This is a genomic window from Bacillus sp. FSL W8-1127 (genome assembly GCF_038006725.1).
GTDB lineage: Bacteria > Bacillota > Bacilli > Bacillales > DSM-4216 > Bacillus_O > Bacillus_O smithii.
On record NZ_JBBOVU010000001.1, the window covers coordinates 267,372 to 286,511 of the forward strand.

The following is a 19,140-nucleotide window of genomic DNA, read 5'->3' on the forward strand; positions in this document are numbered from 1 at the left end:
CGATGGCTGGATTAATGTTTTACCGTATGATTGGGCTGGACGATAAAGTTCGTCCGCTCTATAAAAAATTAGATAAAAAGATGTTTTATGATTTCGCCGATTTAAACAAGAAAGAAAAAAACTTCATTACAAAATATATTGAACGAATCGAATTAACTTATTTATTAACCCCTAGTACGATCAATATCCAGCCATTCATCAACAAAGAATTCCATTATGAAGGGGTTATGTTTATCACTATCCAAATGCGAGAGGAAGCAAAAGACAATCATCTCCCAGTCATTGGAGAGATCATCCAAGGATCGCTTCCTAACCCCGTTGTGGTTGTATTTGAAAAACAAGGTCATATTCAAGTTGGCACCTGTATGAAACGTTTAAATAAAGTGGATTCCTCGAAAGTCGTGTTAGAACAGCTTCATTATACTCCATGGTTTGACCCAGAATCTCATGATGAAATAGTAGTAAAGTTTATAAAGACAATCCATGTTACGAACATACCATTTTATAATTTCTTTGAATTTTATAAAGAAATAGATTTAGCTGTACAAGCATTTCAGCATACGGCCATTACAGGTCAATTTCATGTGATCAAAAATGAAGAGCAGTATGAGAAGCAACAACAACTCATTCAGCAAATTACAGAATTAAAAAATGAAATAAAAAGTTGTAAATATAAAATGAAGAAAGAAACTCAGTTTAATAGAAAAGTAGAATATAACATTAAAATTCAACGACTAACAAAACAAATGGAGCATTTGAAACAACAATTGCTGTGAAAGGAGAACAACTATGAATAGACTGGATGGGAAATCATTGGATTTAGTGAAAACGAACATTGAAACATTAAAGCAGCTATTCCCGGAAGTCGTCACAGAAGGAAAAATTGACTTTGAAAAGTTAAAACTAGTGCTTGGAGAAGAAATCGAAAAACGGAACGAACGATATGAATTTACATGGCATGGTAAAACCAAAGCAATGAAAATGGCTCAAACGCCATCCACTGGAACCCTTAGACCGGATAAAGCATCCAGCAAAAACTGGGATACAACGGAAAACCTTTATATTGAAGGAGACAACCTCGAAGTACTAAAGCTGTTGCAAAAATCATACTTTGGCAAGATTAAGATGATTTATATCGACCCACCGTATAATACGGGGAAAGACTTTGTGTATAAAGACGATTTCCGGGATAATATTAAGAACTATAAAGAACTGACTGAACAAACAATGAAAGCAAATACGGAAACTAATGGACGATATCATACTGACTGGTTAAATATGATGTATCCAAGGTTAAAACTGGCAAGAAATCTACTAAGAGAAGATGGCGCAATATTTATATCAATAGATGATACTGAAGTTCCAAATTTGAGAAAACTCTGTGATGAAGTGTTTGGTGAAACCAATTTTGTAACAACTTTTATTTGGCAAAGAGCTTTTGCACCTGTTAATATGAATAAGTTTGCTTCTCGTAACCATGATTTTATTCTATGTTACGCGAAAAAAATTGATAGTTTATTACTCTATGGTCTATCAAGGAGTGAAGATGCTGATGGAAGGTATTCTAATCCTGATAATGATCCTAGAGGACCTTGGATGTCAGGAGATTTATCGGTAGGTCCAGTTGTTGAAGAGAAAGTATATGAAATAGTTACACCAAGCGGAAGAAGAGTTTTACCTCCAGAGGGGCGTTGTTGGGTCTTAACAAAGGAAAGATTTGAAGAATATCGTAAAGATAATCGAATTTGGTTCGGTAAAGACGGTAACAATGTCCCACGTTTAAAACGATTTTTAAGTGAGGTAAAATCTACTATTACTCCATTGACTGTATGGACATATCAAGAAGTATCACATTCACAAGATGCTAAAAAGGAATTAAAAGAATTATTTGATAATCAGTCGGTAATGGATTATCCTAAACCAGTAAAATTGATAAGAAGAATATTAGAGTTATCTACAAGAGATAATGATATAGTATTAGACTTCTTCTCTGGCTCGGCGACCACCGCCCATGCTGTTTTGCAGCTAAATGCAGAAGACGGAGGTAATCGCAAATTTATCATGGTGCAATTGCCTGAGTTAACTGACGAAAAATCAGAGGCGTATAAAGCGGGATATAAAAATATTTGTGAAATCGGGAAAGAACGCATTCGTCGCGCTGGAGAAAAAATCGTTCAAGAAACAGGAAAAACGGATTTAGATATTGGTTTTAAAGTGTTTAAGCTTGATTCTTCTAACGTCAAAACGTGGGATCCTGATTTTGAAAAATTGGAGAAAACCCTTTTTGACTTGCAAGAAAACATTAAAGAAGACCGTACAAAAGAAGATTTGTTGTATGAAATTCTGCTAAAAATCGGCTTGCCGCTCACTACGCCAATTGAAGAGATCGACTATAATGGTAAAACTATTTACAACGTCGGCTTTGGTTCTGTTTTATTATGCCTGGAAAATGAAATTGATTTAGATATAGTGAATGAGATGATGAAATATCAGTCAGAGCATATGCAGCCAAAAGTCATATTCAAAGAATCTGGTTTCATCAACGATTCAGTAAAAACAAACGCCATTCAAACTTTGAAAAAGAACGGAATCACAGATGTTAGGAGTGTATAAGACATGAAATTAAAGTTTATTTCTGACTTAGACTATCAAAAACAAGCCATTGATTCCGTTGTGCAAATATTTAATGGACAAAAGATGAAACAGTCCAATTTTACCGTTTATTATGGAACCCAAGAACAAGCGGGTATGATTCAAACAGCATTAGGCATAGGAAATCGTTTGGATCTAACGTCTTATGAAATCTTAAAAAATGTGCAAGAAATCCAAATGAAAAACGGCTTACCGCGAAGTGAGACCCTCGATGGAATGAATTTTACGGTCGAAATGGAGACAGGGACAGGAAAAACATATGTGTATTTACGGACGATTTACGAATTAAATAAACATTATGGTTTTACAAAGTTTGTCATTGTTGTGCCTTCTGTGGCGATTCGGGAAGGGGTATATAAATCACTGCAAATTACAAAAGAGCATTTTAACGAATTGTATGATCATACTCCATTAGAGTATTTTATTTATGATTCACAAAAGCTAGATCAAGTTCGAAACTTTGCTACTGCGACAACCATTCAAGTGATGATTATTAATATCGATGCGTTTCGCAAGAGTTTTGAAGACCCAGAAAAAGAGGATAAAGCGAATGTTATTCACCGAACCAACGATCGTTTAAACGGTTATAAACCGATTGAATTTATTCAACAAACAAATCCGATTGTTATCATTGATGAACCGCAAAGTGTCGATACGACGCCAAAGTCGAAAATGGCGATAAAGTCGTTGAATCCGTTATGTACGTTGCGTTATTCTGCTACCCATGTTGACAAATATAATATGGTCTACCGTCTTGATGCGGTTGATGCGTATAATCAAAAACTTGTGAAGAAAATAGAAGTAATGTCTATCCGTTCAGAACCGTCCTATAATTTACCTTATATTAAATTACTCGAAGTAAAAGAAGGAAAAGCAAAAATTGAGATTGATGTTGAATCACGTGGAAAAGTGAAGCGGAAAACTAAAACGGTCAAATATGGAGATGACTTATACGATATTTCGGGGGAACGTGAATTATACCGTGGTTATATTGTTGAACAAATTGATTGGACGCAAGGAAATGAATCCATTGAAGTAAACGGTCATCATTTGCGTATAGGCGATGTCATTGGCGATATTGACGATGATGAAATGAAACGATATCAAATACGCAAAACGATTGAAGAACATTTAGATAAAGAATTACGCCTTAAACCACGTGGAATAAAAGTATTAAGTCTTTTCTTCATTGACAAAGTGGCAAACTATCGGGATTATGACAAAGATGGCAATCCCATAAAAGGAAAATATGCCATTATGTTTGAAGAAGAGTACAATAAATTAATTCAAAAGCCAAAATATCATACATTATTTAATGATATCGATGTCAATATGGACGTAGAAAAAGTACATAACGGGTATTTTGCCCAAGATAAAAAAGGAAAATTAAAAGATACAAAGGGAAACACGAAAGCCGATAGCGATGTTTATAATTTGATTATGAAAGATAAAGAGCGCTTGTTAAGTTTGGACGAGCCTTTAAGATTTATTTTTTCACACTCTGCACTTCGCGAGGGCTGGGATAATCCGAATGTGTTTCAAATTTGTACGTTAAAAGATTCGTCAGGAACGTATGTGTCAAGACGACAAGAGATTGGACGCGGCTTGCGCTTAGCGGTTGATCAAAACGGTGAACGTGTTCAAGATTATAACGTCAATACGTTAACAGTTATGGCCAATGAATCGTACGAAGAGTTTGTAGCCAATTTACAAAAAGAGATGGAAGAAGAGACAGGAGTCACATTTGGTAAATTCGAAAAACATGTCTTTTCTAAATTAGTCTATATTGATGAAAATACTGAAGAACCTGTACAGATGGGGTATGATTTATCAACGAAACTATATGAAGAATTGAAACAAAAGAATTACATTGATGATCATGGTAAGGCAACTCAGCAATTAAAAGAAGATCTTGAAAACTATAATTTAAAACTAAGCGATGAATTTCAACCTTGGCAGTCATCCATTTATAAAGAAATTAACCATTATTTAAAACAATTGCCAATAAAAGACGGAAGTAAAAAGAAAAAAGTACAGTTGAATAAAGCGATATTAGATAGTAAAGAGTTCCTTGAGTTATGGGATAAAATTAAATACAAAACGGTTTATTCAGTGAAAATCGATAGCGAACAATTGATTAAGAAAAGCGTTGAAAGTATTCAAAAAATGCCGCGTATTGACAAGGTTCGTATTTTAAGTCAAAAAGAAAAAGTGACCATGGACAAAGTAGAAGGAATTCAAGGACAAACAGTGAGTAAACGAATAGAAGACTACGTCACCGCTCATCATACATTGCCAGATGTTATTACAGAATTACAAAATCGTACGAACTTAACAAGAAAAACGATTGTTAGAATTTTGGTTAACTGCAAGCGATTAGAAGATTTTAAAAACAATCCTCAAAAGTTTATTGAGGCAGTGACAAATATTATTCAACGTGAAATGAAGCTGCTTTTAAAGGACGGTGTAAAATATTACAAAATTGGGGAGAATTCGTATTATGCGGTGGAGCTGTTCCAAAGCGAAGAACTGATTGCGTACCTAAATGATAATGCCATACAAAGCGAAAAGTCACCTTATGACCATATCGTTTATGATTCGGATATTGAAGCGAGTTTCGCTCAGCGTTTTGAAAACGATGAAAACGTCAAAGTATATGTTAAGCTGCCAAGCTGGTTTAAAATCGACACTCCTATAGGCTCTTACAATCCTGACTGGGCCCTTGTCGTGGACAAAGATGGTGAAGAAAAACTATACTTCGTTCTCGAAACGAAAGGAACGGAAATCGAGGAATTCTTACGTCCAAAAGAAAGAGCAAAAATTGAATTTGCCCGCAAACATTTTGAAGCAATCGGTACAAATATTGAATTCATCGGTCCTGAAAAAGATGTTGAGGATTTTATGCTTCGGGCATTAAGTTGATAGTTAAAATATATGTGAAGAGACACAATTTTTAATGGCGGTTTAATGACTTCTAATTCCGGCCATATCAGACAACGCTAGATATCTCTTTATAAAATAAATATCTAATAAAAGTAATTTTCATAGTCGAAAAAGAGGATGACTTGAGAATGCCTTTATGAGTCACCCTCTTTTTTGTGTTAACCAATAAATTTTTTTCACTTTTTCCCGAAACGGCTCGACATGAACAAATCGCACTTCCCGAAGTACTTCTTTCCCATCTACAAATAACAACAAAACGGGGGCGGTGAAAATGGTAAAACGCCTGCAACTTCCGGAACGTGATCGGCATTGACAAGAGCCAGTTGAATATCAGGGAAATCAGCCATGACATTTTGAATTTTTGGCAATAAATCATGGCACACACTACAATGATCTCTGGATATATATAAAAACGCTAACTCGTGACGGTCAACAAAATCATCGACTTCTTTGACAGAAAATAGTTCTTTCATGATATTCAAAAGTAGATCTCCTTCCGTAAAGGGATAAAACCATAAGGTATAGTGATTATAACACGGCACATCACATCAACAGATCGTTGGTGCTCAAAGTGTGTCAAGATGATACCGATGAAACGTTGGAGTTGGTAAGGCAACAGAGCTGTCTAGTCTTTTGATACAATTCGTAATGAAATCATTTCATTATTTAGAGGTGACGGTATTGAAACATTTACAGCAAAAAATTATTGAATTTCGCGATGCTCGGAATTGGAGTCAGTTTCATAATCCAAAGGATTTAGCGATTTCATTGAGTTTAGAAGCGGGGGAGTTGCTGGAGAATTTTCAATGGAAAAGCAGCGAGGAAGCCGTAGAAGTGAACTTTGAAAACATCAAAGACGAAATAGCCGATGTAGTCATTTATGCACTGTTGCTTTCGCATGAATTAGAAATTGATTTAGAGGAAGCCATTAAAGAGAAAATAAAGAAAAACGAACAAAAATATCCCATTGAAAAATATGTAGAGAGGTAAAACAGGGGCAATTTGACTCATCCCTATACTGGTTACAAACATTCCAAACCAACAAACGATCCTTTTCCAAATCGGCATGAATATAAGCCTTCCTTTTGCTATACTTGCTCTTTTTCATTGCTAGCGAATCAATCATGAACAATGATCATTGAACCATGCTTGTATTTTTTCGTCAGGGCCCGCGGACGCGGGTGCTATATTTTTAATCCAAGGTACCAATCCAATCGTCGACAGTCAGCACCTCTGCCTGACGAGGGAACACTTTCTCCATGAGAACACGGTGAACCTCAGGATCATGATCAAGACATGCATCTGAAAGCACCGTAAGCGCAAAGTCTTTATCCGCTGCTTCCCGCAATGTCGATAGAACGACTCCACTTGTGGCAATACCGCTGAGAATCAGCGTGTCGATTTGGCGGGATCGTAGTATGACTTCAAGGTCGCTGCCGGCAAACGCGCTCACGCGAAGCTTTGTCACAACGGGCTCGTCTGGTCGGGGCTGCACCGATTCATGAATTTGCGTTGATGCGTCTGAGACGGTCATGCCACCAAGTCCAGCAATGGCTGAGAACGATTTATTCCGTGGACTGATCTCGGGATAGCCTTCGCGAAATCCGACTCGCACAAAAATAACTGGGATGTTGTGCCGGCGAGCAGCTTCCACGGCTTTTTGGAACGGGAGCAGCACTTTCTCATTTTCGGCGAAACGCGATACGATGCCGTTTTGCACATCCATGACCAACAGAGCAGTTTTATTGTGATGATTCTGCATATATTGTACACTCCTATTCATTATGTTAATATTAAACGGAGAATTCTCCACTTAATATTAATCGGAGAGTTCTCCGCTTGTCAAGAGCGATTAGTATTATATTCTAGGGAGTGATGGTATAGTGGATGATGCGGATGCAAACCACACTCGTTCTGAACGTCGTGATGCTGCCGAGAATCGTCAGCGTATATTAAATGCGGCTCGTAGGCTATTTGAGCAATATGGGGTTGAACAAGTCAGTATGAATCAAATTGCCACAGAAGCACAGGTCGGTTCGGGAACGCTCTATCGTCGTTATAGAAACAAAGGTGAATTATGTTTGGATTTAATCAAGGACAACATTTCCCTGCTTTTTGAAGATATGGAAGCGTACTTGAATCAGAACCGGACAGAGCCGCCAAGTAAACGATTGAAAGGGATCCTCAGCTTATTTATCCGTTTTCGTGAGAAAAAGGCACAGTTGCTTAAAGGAGTCGAGGACTCCGCACCAACCAATCGACTTAGATACCGAACTCGAAGTCCTCTATATGACCAATTGCATCAACTATTTGTCGAACTTTTTGATGAGATGTCTGCAGCCGAGCATACCCATCTTCACAATGTCTTTAGAGCGGATATATTGTTGGCGGCTTTAAGCAGCGATTCCTATTTGTTTCAAAGAGAGGTGCGTGGCTATACGCCTGAGATGATTTTGGAACAGCTCTGTTCTATATTTATTCCGCCTCAATGAGTGCTTTTGACCAAAAGCTACACAACTTGTAATAGTTGAACTACAACATCCTGTTATATTCTCAGGTATTAAACACACCTTATAATTTCATGGGCAGATGGCAGCGAAATCAGCCTTCGCTGCCTCTGCCTTTATTACATTAGAGAGGAAGTTTCACGCTGATTAAGTGGCTTGCATTTGAAGTGAGCTCATATTCATATTGATTCATTCGCAAAAACAAAAACGACTAAAACTTCAATCCAAAGGTAAATCACAATTTTGTATTGCATATATTCAAAAAAAGGAATGAAAGCGCATCCATATTTATGTTTGCTGGTGCTACAATGTGTGTGAAAAGAAAGGAGGTATACAATGCAGCTTGACGGGAGAAGTAGATATCTCCTAAAAGAGGTGATGACAAACCCGAATATTAGCAGCAAGGAATTAGAGAAAAAATATCAATTAAGTCGAAGACAGATTGGATATAGCATTGAAAAAATTAATGGTTGGCTTAAAAGTCGGAATCTTCCCGAAATTGATAGAACAAATAAAGGCTATTTTCTTGTAGATAAAGGCTTAAAATCTAAGTTTCGTCTAGATGAAGAATGGGAATGTGGCAATGTAAATGAGTTATCAAAAATAGAACGTGTGAACATCATTTTATTAATGCTGTTATGTTGCGATGAATTGTTATCATTAATTCATTTTACGAGTGAATTAAAGGTAAGTAAGAATACGGCCTTGGATGACTTGAAACGGGTTAAGAATATTGTTTCTGAATACGGTCTTGAGTTTCGTTATTCACGAAAATTTGGGTATTTAATCGAAGGAAAAGAGCTCAACATTCGTAAATTGCTGGTATCGACGATTGATAAAGTTATAAAAATGGATGAAAGTAAAGAAAGAATAAAGAGAATGGCTTGTATAACGGATGAAGAAATAGCAGAATTCCAAAAGAAAATAGAAAGAGTGGAAAAACGGTTGAATTTAAAATTTACGGATGAAAAAGTTATATTAATGCCCTATATTTTGTTGCTTATATTAAAAAGAATTAAGCAAGGGAATCAAATCGATTCCTTTTATATCCACTATGAAGAAATTTCGGATACAAAGGAATATTTGGCGACTGAGGAAATTCTTCATGATTTTAAAGATGTGCCGGAAGAGGAACGTCTTTTTATCACGCTATATTTACTCACAACGAATGTATATTGGTCAGAAGGGTTAACACAAGAAATCATACCTGATCTAGTTCAGGCATTAGATGAAATGCTTGTATTGTTTGAAAAGAATACATGTATTTTTTTAAAAGACCGGGAACAGTTGATTCAGAAGTTGCTTCTTCATATGAAGCCTGCTTACTACCGTATTAAATATCGCTTAACTGAAGCGAATAATATGCATGAAGTTGTGAACAAGGATTTTAAAGAACTCCATCATCTTGTGAAAAAATCTATCCAACCGCTAGTTCACCTAATCGGATGTGATATTCCGGAAAACGAAATCATTTATTTCACGATGTTGATAGGGGGATGGATGATACGGCAAGGAGAAAATATTGGAAAAAGAATGAAAGCTGTTGTCGTCTGTCCAAAAGGGGTTTCGGTTTCCAGATATATGTTTAGTACTTTAAGAAACTTGTTTCCGGAATTTATATTTTTGGATTCATTATCCATTCGAGAATTTCAACAATATCCGATGGACTATGACATTGTATTTTCACCAGTTTTTGTAGAAACGAAAAAGAAATTTTTCTATGTGAATTCTTTTCTTGGACATGACGAGAAAAAAAGACTGCGGAAGCAAGTCATGCATGAATTGTACGGATATGTGCCAAACGAATTAAATATAGAAGATATGATGGAAATCATCCAAAAATATTGCGTTATCAAAGATAAAAGAAATTTGTCTAAGCAGTTAATGGAGTATATCCGTCAAGACCATTCTTACTTTGATTATGGGTGGAATGACAGAAATCCCAATTTATATGAATTAATCACTCCTTCCACGATTACATTTCGTCATTCTGTTCATTCTTGGGAGGAGGCTATCAGGCTGGCCTCTCAGCCATTATTAAAAAGCAAACATATTACCCATCAATATGTCGAATCCATGATTCAACGCTGCCACTCTGATCCTTATATTGTCATTGGTCCTAATACCGCGATTCCTCATGCAGCTCCAGAGGAAGGAGTCAATGAACTGTCTATGAGTATGCTTCGATTAAGAAAAGGAGTATCATTCGCCATTGATTATACTATCCAGTTAATCATCATTATTGCTGCGTTAGACAAAGACCAACACCTTAGAGCATTAATGCAGCTAATGAAGCTAGTAAGGAATGACCGCGATCGTGAGCAAATCATTCACGCCCAGTCCGTTCAAGAGATACAAGCGATTATGAAGAAATATGCAATAGACGAATAAATAGTTTTTCAGAAAGTCTGGAGGAGAGAATGAGTGTGTGGAGTTTATTTGGATGAATCATTAATTTTAACGGATCTGGAGGTTACGGATAAAGAAGAATTATTGAAAATGATGGGGACTAATTTAATGGAAAAAGGATTAGTAAAAGAAAGTTTTATAAAAGCGATCATCGAAAGGGAAAAAAACTATGCGACTGGTTTACCGACGAAAAGTGTATCTGTAGCGATCCCTCATACAGATCCTGAACATGTAAATAAAAAAGCTATTAGTCTAGCGATATTAAAAAAGGAAGTTCATTTTGGCATCATGGGAGAGAAGAATGCCGAAACTCCTGTTAAATTAGTGTTTATGCTTGCGATCGATAAGAAAAGGTCACATGTAACCTTTCTTCAAAAATTAATGGAAATATTTCAAAACGAAGAAGAATTGAATTATTTATTATCAGAAGAAAATAAAACCAATATTAAAAATCGATTAATTCATGATTTACGAGTACAAAAAGGAGAGGAATAAACGTGAAAAAGAAAAAGCAAGTATTGGTTGCATGCGGTGCGGGAATTGCTACATCTACGATCGTTAATAAGGCGCTTGAAGAAATTTGTAAAGAAAATCATATTGATTGCGATATTATCCAAATCAAAATTACCGAAGTAGGATCGTATGTTGATTCGGCGGATTTATTAATTAGTACAACGATCGTGCAGCAGGAATATCCGTTCCCGGTCATCAATGCAAGAGCGTTTTTAACCGGAATTGGATTAGACGAGGCGAAAAAAGAAATTTTAGAGGAATTAAAAAAATAGAGTATGAAGGACATAAATTTCATGTTGAACCCATGAAATCTAACCAGTTGACATCGGGAGGACAATGAAATGAAGGGATTTTTTGATGCTATACAAGCATTTTTGGACCTGGGTGCTACCGTTATATTGCCTATCGTCATCTTTTTATTGGGTCTATTGTTCGGACAAAAACCGGGAAAAGCTTTTCGTGCGGGTCTTACAATCGGTGTAGCTTTTGTAGGAATTTTTATGGTAGTAGATTTACTCGTTAACAATCTTGGTCCAGCGGCTCATGGGATGGTGAAAAGGTTTGGAATTCAGTTAAATGTAATTGATGTCGGGTGGCCGGCGGCAGCTTCGATCTCATGGGCTTCTAGGATTGCGGCGTTTGTTATACCGCTTGGGCTGTTAGTGAATATATTGATGCTTGTGACGAAAACAACTAAAACCATGAACGTAGATATTTGGAACTTTTGGCATTACGCGTTTACGGGAGCGATTGTTTATACTCTAACAGGCAGTATGATTCAAGGCTTAATAGCAGCGATTTTATTCCAAATTGTTTGTTTAAAAGTCGCCGATTGGACTGCACCTATGCTAGAAGATTATTTTGGATTACCGGGCATATCGGTCGCTACAGGAAGTACCATCTCTTATGCTGTGCTTGGGATTCCGTTGGTGAAATTGATTCAAAAGATTCCGGGAGTTAAAAATCTACACGCCGATCCTGAAACGATACAAAAAAGATTCGGAATATTCGGTGAACCGATTTTTATGGGACTTATTCTTGGAATCGTGTTGGGATTATTGGCTGACTACTCAATTGGTAAAACGATTCAAATCGGCATATCAATGTCAGCCGTGATGGTTCTCATGCCTAGAATGGTGAAAATTTTAATGGAAGGACTTATGCCTATTTCAGAATCGGCACGAGAATTACTTCAAAAGAAGTTCGGAGCGAAAAATATTTATATTGGCCTGGATTCAGCTGTTGCCATTGGCCACCCCTCCGTCATTTCAACTGCGTTGATTCTCGTACCGATCACGGTTGTATTAGCTGTTATTTTGCCAGGCAACAACGTACTCCCATTTGGGGATTTAGCAACTATTCCATTTATTGTTGCATTTATCGTTGGCGCTTCTCGAGGGAACATTATTCATTCGGTGATTGTAGGAACGATTCTGATTGCTTTATCTCTTTACATGGCGACAGATCTAGCGACTCTTCATACGCAAATGGCTATCGATGCCAAATTCCATATGCCTCATGGAGCGAGTAAAATATCTAGCATTGACCAAGGTGGAAACTTAATTAACTACTTGATTTATAAGCTATTCTTCTGGATCCATTAATCTGTCTTTATTGATCGTGAGCAAGGAGGAATTTTAATGAAAGCGCTGTTAAAAACAAAACTTGGTCCCGGAAACTTAGAAGTGGCAGAAGTAGAAGAACCACAAGTAGGAAAAGATCAAGTCAAAATATTGGTGAAATATTCTGGTATATGCGGTACCGATATTCATACGTTTCAAGGGCATTATAAAGTGAGTGCACCGGTTATTTTAGGACATGAATTTTCGGGTGAAGTAGTTGAGGTTGGCGAAAATGTCACGGAGTTTCAACCTGGAGATCGAGTGACATCCGAAACGACGTTTTATATTTGCGGCAAATGTAAGTACTGCCAATCAGGAGATTACAATTTATGCAGCAGTCGAAAAGGATTGGGAACGCAACAAAATGGAAGTTTCACTAAGTATGTGATTGCTAGAAAAGAGAGCGTTCATAGACTGCCTGAACATGTAGATTATTTATCTGCAGCGATGACGGAACCTCTTGCATGTGCTCATCATGCTGTTTCGAAATCGGCGATAAAAAAAGGCGATGTTGTCGTTGTGTTAGGACCTGGACCGATTGGCTTGCTTACTGCTCAAATAGCGAAAACTTATGGAACAACCGTTGTCATCACGGGTTTATCCAACGATAAAATTCGATTGGAAAAAGCAAAAGAACTAGGGATTGATTATGCTGTCAATATTCAAGAAGAAGATATCAACGCTCTTGTACAAAGTTTAACGGATGGATATGGTGCTGATATTGTTTTGGAATGTACCGGTGCTGTTCTTGCTGTGAATATGGGACTGGACTTGTTGAAAAAGAAAGGACAATTTGTCCAGGTCGGTATTTTTAAAAACCCGGAAATCCCTATTGATTCTGAAAAAATTATTCAAAAAGAACTTACTTTCATTGGATCGAGAAGCCAAAAGCCAAGTGATTGGGAACCGTCATTAGCTTTAATGAATGAAAAACTCGTCAATGCCAAAGCGCTGGTTACTCATCAATTTGATATAACACAATGGGACGAAGCATATAAGGTCATTAAGAACGGTGAGTCCATTAAAGTAATATTAAAACCGACAGAATAATGGATGAAAAAAGAATGCTCGATTGCAGCTTGTACGAGAATAGAAAATGATTTTGGTAGATATTCGGGGGAAACGGAAGGCGGGCGACATAAACGTATATGGTTGAGAAATTTCTTGATTTTGTACTCGGGCAGTACGGCAGATCAATGAGCGATTTTTATTTTCAACATCAGCTGTTGATCAACTCTATCGTGTTGGGTTTGGCACTAGTATATAGGTTTTATCCAAAAAATAAGAGCACTCGACGGAAACTACAGGAGGTTATGGAGACTGATCGGAAAGGAAGTACACTTTCATGAAAGCACTAAAGCTTTATGGAAAAAAAGATTTAAGATTCGAAGAAGCAGAAAAGCCGGTTATTGAAAAAAGCAACGAGGTGATTATAAAAGTAAAAGCAGCGGGGATATGCGGCTCTGATGTGTCAAGATATGCCAAACTAGGCCCTTACGTTGAAGGAATGATATGGGGGCATGAGTTCTGTGGAGAAGTAGTGGAAATCGGTTCTGATGTCCATCATGTTCAAATAGGGGATCGTGTAGCAGGATGTCCTACATTTTATTGCGGAAAGTGTGACAGCTGTAAAAAAGGAATATTATCACAGTGTGAAAAATTGACCGTGATCGGGTCGAGATATCCTGGGGCATTTGCAGAATATGTAAAACTTCCTGAGGAAAATGTTCTTCCTTTACCGGATACGATTGATTTTGATACGGCTGTCTTTATTGAACCTTCAGCTGTCGTTGTCCACAGTCTTTATCGCACAACAAGGATACCTGAAGCAGAGATCGCCGTGGTGGGATGTGGAAACATTGGGTTGCTAGCTGTTCAATGGGCAAAAATATTTGGCGCTAGCAAAGTCTATGCAATCGATATTGATCAAAAAAAATTAAACATCGCTAAAGAAGTAGGAGCAGATGTCGTGATAAACTCACTTGAAAAACCAGCTTATGATCAGTTGATGGAATGGACGGATGGAAAAGGTGTAGATATAGCGATTGAGTCAGCTGGTTCTCCTATTACATCGGCACAAGTTTTTGCGTTAGCCAAACGAAGAGGACAAGTTGTTTTTATGGGAATCCCTTACGGCGATGTAAGCATTGAGCGATTTTACTTTGAAAAAATTGTAAGAAATGAATTAACCGTATTAGGCTCATGGAATGCGATTTCTGCTCCATTTCCAGGCAAGGAGTGGAGCACGACCATCGATTATATGAAAAAAGGAAAAATGAATGTCAAACCGTTAATATCTCATCGACTTTCGCTTAAAGAAGGCCCGGAAATTTTTGCAAAAATCACGAACAAAGAAGGATTTTACGGAAAGGTTCTGTTTTATCCGGAAATGACCTGAATAACGGTTATCTCTTTTAAGAAGCCTATAAGTATTTATATAACCTAAGCCCAAATAACGGGCTTAGGTTATTTTAGATGCCCCAATCTATAAAGGGACCAGCCATAAAGACAATAGTAATTAGCTTCGTATATGGAATGCGAATGAAGAGATCTTAACAATACTTTTTAAACTAAACAATTGTTTACATCCATTTTTTAAGGCTGAGAGATTGATGTTCTGATTCCGTTTAAAAGCAAATTTAAGTTAATAGATGACTTCAATATGGTTCTGTTCCAAAAATGTTAGCCATTCTTCACGTGGTTTAGTATCTGTAATGAGAAAATCGATGTCTGATATATCAAGGAATTTCACAAAAGCTATTTTATCAAATTTTGTATGGTCTACTAGTAAAATAACTTTATTTGCTTGTCGTATCATATGTTTTTTTAAATCGCTCTCGTTTTCATTTGATTCAGTGATGCCATGAGTTAATGAAATTCCTTTACAACTTAAAAGGACAACATCAACATTGTAGTTTCGTACTGTGTTTTCAGCAATTGAGCCAACCAGTGAACCAGATTGTTTTCGTAAAAGCCCTCCTGTAGAGATGATATTTAATTTTGATTGTGTAAATTCACGTAAAGATTCCACTGAATTCGTCAGTACAGTTAATCCTTCTTTTGTGTTATTTAATTCTTTTAGAGCTTCGAAAACGGTTGAACTGGCATCAGCCATTAAAGTGTCTCCATCTGAGATCAGAGAGTGGATTTTACTAGCAATCTTACGTTTCTCTTCAATATTAGTAGTATTGCGAGTATGATAAGGCAAATCTTCGTTTGTGTGTATATTCAACACTGCGCCCCCATAAGTTCTCGTGACAATGCCCTCTTTTTCTAATTTCTCCAAGTCTCGGCGTATTGTTTCTTCAGTCACATTAAATTCGTTAGCTAGGTTTGATACATAAACCTTCTTCTCTCTGTATAAGGTGTTAAGGATTTTTTCACGACGTTCAAATGGTAACATGGTAATGACCTCGTCTCCTGTTTTTGTATATAAATTAAAAAGTATCCAGTTTGTGTTTGTTCCTAAATGTTTTCTTTTGTAAGGGATTATCATTTTGCTACTTTTGAGTTTACCAAAGATCTGAATGATAAAAAAGAAGATAAAACAAACAAAAAACCACAAAAAGGAAAAACATTATATGCGGAATTCAAAATAAAAGCTAGTGTATTTAAAAAAATTTTGTGCAAAACATGCAATAAGCAACACGAAACAAAATGAATAAGACATGTATTTGTTTTGTTTCGTGTTGATTTTTATTTGTTTTTGGTTTAATATATGTTTAAAATACAGAAATGATTATCAAGTTCCAAAGGAGGGAGGACCCGATGCAATATGTTGCGGTTGATATCGGTGCTTCCAGCGGACGAATGGTTTTAGGTGAAATTAAAAATGGAATATTAGAAATGAAAGAGATCAGTCGATTCGCCAATGGATTTACCAATGTAGGAGGGACCTGTTATTGGGATCTGGATCATTTATTAGACCAAATATTACAAGGATTAGAACAAGTAAAATCAGTGGGCTATGACCAATGTACACTAGGAATTGATACATGGGCCGTTGATTATGTTTTGTTAGACGATAAAGGTAAGCGCTTACGGGAATCGATTTCATATCGTGATGGCAGAACCAAAAACACGATTGAAAAAGTAGCACAGTTGCGATCCAAAAAAGAAATTTATCAAAAAACAGGCATCCAATTTCAACCATTTAATACAATTTATCAATTGTTTGAAGACAGTAAAAATGAGCTATCTAAAACAAATCAAATTTTAATGATCCCTGATTATCTTGGCTATTGTTTAACAGGTGTAGCGGTGACCGAAGAAACCAATGGTTCCACAACTCAATTATTAAATATTCACAATCATCAGTTTGATGATGAGCTCTTAGAAATGATCTCTGTAAAAAAAGAACAGTTCGCTAGATTGGTAGAACCTGGTACTCTCCTTGGACAGCTAAAAAAAGAATGGTTTCCATCATACGATTTGCCAAATGTCCAAGTTATTACCGTGGCTTCTCATGATACAGCATCGGCCATCGTTGGGACTCCAGGTTTTGGAGAAAATTGGGCATATTTAAGCAGTGGTACTTGGTCTCTACTTGGAATAGAGAATGAGGTACCGATTATAAATGATCAAGCATTTTATAAAAATTATACGAATGAATGGGGAGTTTTCAAAACCATTCGTTTTTTAAAAAATATTATGGGTTTATGGTTAATTCAAGAAGTCAGAAGAAACTTGCCTAAAAATTATACTTTTCCACAATTTGTAGAAGAAGCTAAAAAAGTAAAAGCGTTTAAACAGTTCGTTAATTTTAATCATGAGCGTTTTCTAAATCCAGACAATATGGTCGAAGAAATCCAAAATTACTGTCGAGAAACAAATCAAGAAGTCCCTTTAACTCCAGGAGAATTAGCAAATTGTATCTACAATAATTTGGCCATCATTTATGCGATTGCCATTGATGAACTTGAAATGATTACTGGAAAGAAGATAGAACAATTGCATATTGTTGGTGGCGGGTCTAATAATGAATGGCTTAATCAGCTAACAGCAGATCTTAGTGGTAGAACGGTATTTGCCGGACCTTCAGAAGCAACGGCTATTGGCAATCTGATTATGCAGATGATTGCGACAGGAGAGGTTTCTGATTTAGAAACCGCTCGCAAACTAGTTCGTCATTCTTTTCGCATTCAAACTTATCACCCCAATCATGTCGATCGCATAGCGATCCTTAACCAATACAAGGAGGTAGTCTACGATGATTACACCTCAAGTGCAACGAGCTTATGATGATGCAAAAGAAGTTTATCTAAAGCATGGAATTAACGTAGATGAAATATTAGAAAAATTAAAAGAAATTAAGATTTCTATGCATTGTTGGCAAGGTGATGACGTTCGTGGATTTATGAATAAAGATCAAGAATTAACAGGAGGCATTTCAGTAACTGGTAATTATCCAGGTGCGGCGCGAACACCTGAAGAACTTCGACAAGATTTAGAAAAAGCGTATTCATTAATACCGGGTAAACACAAATTAAATCTACATGCTATTTATTTAGATACGGATGAAAAAGTAGATTTAGATGAAATTGAACCTCGTCATTACAAAAAATGGGTCGAATGGGCAAAGAAAAAAGGAATTGGTCTTGATTTTAATCCAACTTGTTTTTCTCATCCGAAATCAGAAGATGGTTTTACATTAAGTCATCCGAACAAAGAAATTCGTGATTTTTGGATTGAACATTGCAAACGAGCTCGTAAAGTAGGTGAGTATTTTGGAAAAGAATTGGGGCAAACATGCGTGACTGATATTTGGATTCCAGATGGTTACAAAGATTTGCCTGTAGACAGACTAACACCTAGAAAAAGATTAGAGGAAGCTTTGGATGAAGTATTTAGTGAAGAAATCGATCCACAATACAATTTAGATGCAGTTGAAAGCAAGTTATTTGGGATAGGTTCAGAAAGTTATGTGGTGGGATCTCATGAATTCTATATGGGTTATGCACTCACGCGCAATAAATTATTATGTTTAGATACAGGACATTTCCATCCTACGGAAGTTGTTTCAAATAAATTATCTGCTATTTCGTTATTCAACAAAGGTATTCTTCTTCACGTTAGTCGACCTGTTCGCTGGGATAGTGACCATGTCATTCTTTTAGATGATGAATTGCAGGAAATTGCTAGAGAACTAGTAGTAAATGACTTGTTTAAGAAAACATATATTGGTCTTGATTTCTTTGACGGTAGTATCAACAGAGTTGCTGCTTGGGTTATTGGAATGCGTAATATGATTAAAGCAATCCTCAAAGCCTATTTAGAACCTATTGAACAATTGAAAGAGCTTGAACTAAAAGGGGATTTTACAGCGCGTCTTGCTCTCCGAGAAGAGTTTAAAACATATCCGTTTGGTGCAGTTTGGGATTACTATTGTGCATCTCAAGGAGTGCCTATTCGCGAAGAATGGCTCAATGAAGTACGAAATTATGAACAAGAAGTATTGTTAAATAGAAATAAATCTTTAAGCGAAAAAAGGTGAA

15 protein-coding genes and 1 pseudogene are annotated in these 19,140 nt (G+C 36.6%); 13 read left to right on the plus strand and 3 right to left on the minus strand.

What is annotated here, in order from left to right; genetic code table 11:
• Positions 1 to 2: 2 nt before the first annotated feature.
• Genes NST12_RS01300 through NST12_RS01310 form a run of 3 tightly spaced genes read left to right on the plus strand, consistent with a single transcriptional unit; the run spans position 3 to position 5,574 of the window.
• Positions 3 to 776 carry a DUF4391 domain-containing protein gene (locus tag NST12_RS01300; RefSeq protein ID WP_341100068.1) on the plus strand — a complete coding sequence of 258 codons (774 nt, stop codon included), beginning with the start codon at positions 3 to 5 and terminating at the stop codon, positions 774 to 776.
• 13 nt (positions 777 to 789) lie between these two features.
• On the plus strand, positions 790 to 2,613 hold the full coding sequence (locus tag NST12_RS01305) for a site-specific DNA-methyltransferase (protein WP_341100069.1): 1,824 nt from the start codon (positions 790 to 792) through the stop codon (positions 2,611 to 2,613).
• 3 nt (positions 2,614 to 2,616) lie between these two features.
• Positions 2,617 to 5,574, plus strand: a complete 2,958-nt coding sequence (locus tag NST12_RS01310; RefSeq protein WP_328203111.1) for a type III restriction-modification system endonuclease — start codon at positions 2,617 to 2,619, stop codon at positions 5,572 to 5,574.
• 162 nt (positions 5,575 to 5,736) lie between these two features.
• Here the strand turns inward: NST12_RS01310 and NST12_RS01315 are convergent.
• Positions 5,737 to 6,068, minus strand: a pseudogene (locus tag NST12_RS01315) (thioredoxin family protein).
• A gap of 175 nt (positions 6,069 to 6,243) precedes the next feature.
• On the opposite strand from NST12_RS01315, the gene NST12_RS01320 reads away from it, so the two are divergent.
• Positions 6,244 to 6,585, plus strand: coding sequence for a nucleotide pyrophosphohydrolase (locus tag NST12_RS01320; RefSeq protein ID WP_445662335.1), 342 nt, complete (start codon positions 6,244 to 6,246; stop codon positions 6,583 to 6,585).
• A gap of 202 nt (positions 6,586 to 6,787) precedes the next feature.
• On the opposite strand, the gene NST12_RS01325 is transcribed toward NST12_RS01320, so the two are convergent.
• On the minus strand, positions 6,788 to 7,357 hold the full coding sequence (locus tag NST12_RS01325; protein ID WP_341100072.1) for a cysteine hydrolase family protein: 570 nt from the start codon (positions 7,355 to 7,357) through the stop codon (positions 6,788 to 6,790).
• Positions 7,358 to 7,478: 121 nt separating this feature from the next.
• Here NST12_RS01325 and NST12_RS01330 point away from each other — a divergent pair, with 121 nt between their 5' ends.
• The 7 genes from NST12_RS01330 to NST12_RS01360 all read left to right on the plus strand — a co-directional run bounded on the left by NST12_RS01330 (position 7,479) and on the right by NST12_RS01360 (position 15,044).
• Positions 7,479 to 8,087 (plus strand): TetR/AcrR family transcriptional regulator, encoded by a 609-nt coding sequence (locus tag NST12_RS01330; protein ID WP_270583896.1) that lies wholly within the window; start codon positions 7,479 to 7,481, stop codon positions 8,085 to 8,087.
• A 351-nt stretch (positions 8,088 to 8,438) separates the two neighbouring features.
• Complete coding sequence (locus tag NST12_RS01335) at positions 8,439 to 10,493, plus strand: BglG family transcription antiterminator (RefSeq protein ID WP_341100073.1); 2,055 nt, start codon at positions 8,439 to 8,441, stop codon at positions 10,491 to 10,493.
• Between the two features lie 33 nt (positions 10,494 to 10,526).
• Positions 10,527 to 11,006: a PTS sugar transporter subunit IIA gene (locus NST12_RS01340; RefSeq protein WP_270583898.1), complete on the plus strand. Its 480-nt coding sequence runs from the start codon at positions 10,527 to 10,529 to the stop codon at positions 11,004 to 11,006.
• A gap of 2 nt (positions 11,007 to 11,008) precedes the next feature.
• Positions 11,009 to 11,296, plus strand: coding sequence for a PTS sugar transporter subunit IIB (locus NST12_RS01345; RefSeq protein ID WP_003354007.1), 288 nt, complete (start codon positions 11,009 to 11,011; stop codon positions 11,294 to 11,296).
• 69 nt (positions 11,297 to 11,365) lie between these two features.
• Complete coding sequence (locus tag NST12_RS01350) at positions 11,366 to 12,628, plus strand: PTS galactitol transporter subunit IIC (RefSeq protein WP_327796772.1); 1,263 nt, start codon at positions 11,366 to 11,368, stop codon at positions 12,626 to 12,628.
• A gap of 36 nt (positions 12,629 to 12,664) precedes the next feature.
• Positions 12,665 to 13,696, plus strand: coding sequence for a zinc-binding dehydrogenase (locus tag NST12_RS01355; RefSeq protein ID WP_341100074.1), 1,032 nt, complete (start codon positions 12,665 to 12,667; stop codon positions 13,694 to 13,696).
• A 295-nt stretch (positions 13,697 to 13,991) separates the two neighbouring features.
• Positions 13,992 to 15,044: a galactitol-1-phosphate 5-dehydrogenase gene (locus NST12_RS01360; protein ID WP_341100075.1), complete on the plus strand. Its 1,053-nt coding sequence runs from the start codon at positions 13,992 to 13,994 to the stop codon at positions 15,042 to 15,044.
• Positions 15,045 to 15,290: 246 nt separating this feature from the next.
• Here NST12_RS01360 and NST12_RS01365 read toward each other — a convergent pair whose 3' ends face one another.
• A complete protein-coding gene (locus tag NST12_RS01365; protein WP_003354003.1) occupies positions 15,291 to 16,049 on the minus strand; it encodes a DeoR/GlpR family DNA-binding transcription regulator in 759 nt (252 codons plus the stop codon).
• Between the two features lie 365 nt (positions 16,050 to 16,414).
• Between NST12_RS01365 and rhaB the strand changes: the two genes are divergently transcribed.
• Both rhaB and rhaA read left to right on the plus strand, forming a co-directional pair.
• Positions 16,415 to 17,887 carry a rhamnulokinase gene (gene rhaB / locus NST12_RS01370; protein ID WP_048622475.1) on the plus strand — a complete coding sequence of 491 codons (1,473 nt, stop codon included), beginning with the start codon at positions 16,415 to 16,417 and terminating at the stop codon, positions 17,885 to 17,887.
• On the plus strand, positions 17,856 to 19,139 hold the full coding sequence (gene rhaA, locus NST12_RS01375; protein WP_003354000.1) for an L-rhamnose isomerase: 1,284 nt from the start codon (positions 17,856 to 17,858) through the stop codon (positions 19,137 to 19,139). The genes rhaB and rhaA overlap by 32 nt, the downstream gene beginning before the upstream one ends.
• Position 19,140: the final 1 nt, after the last annotated feature.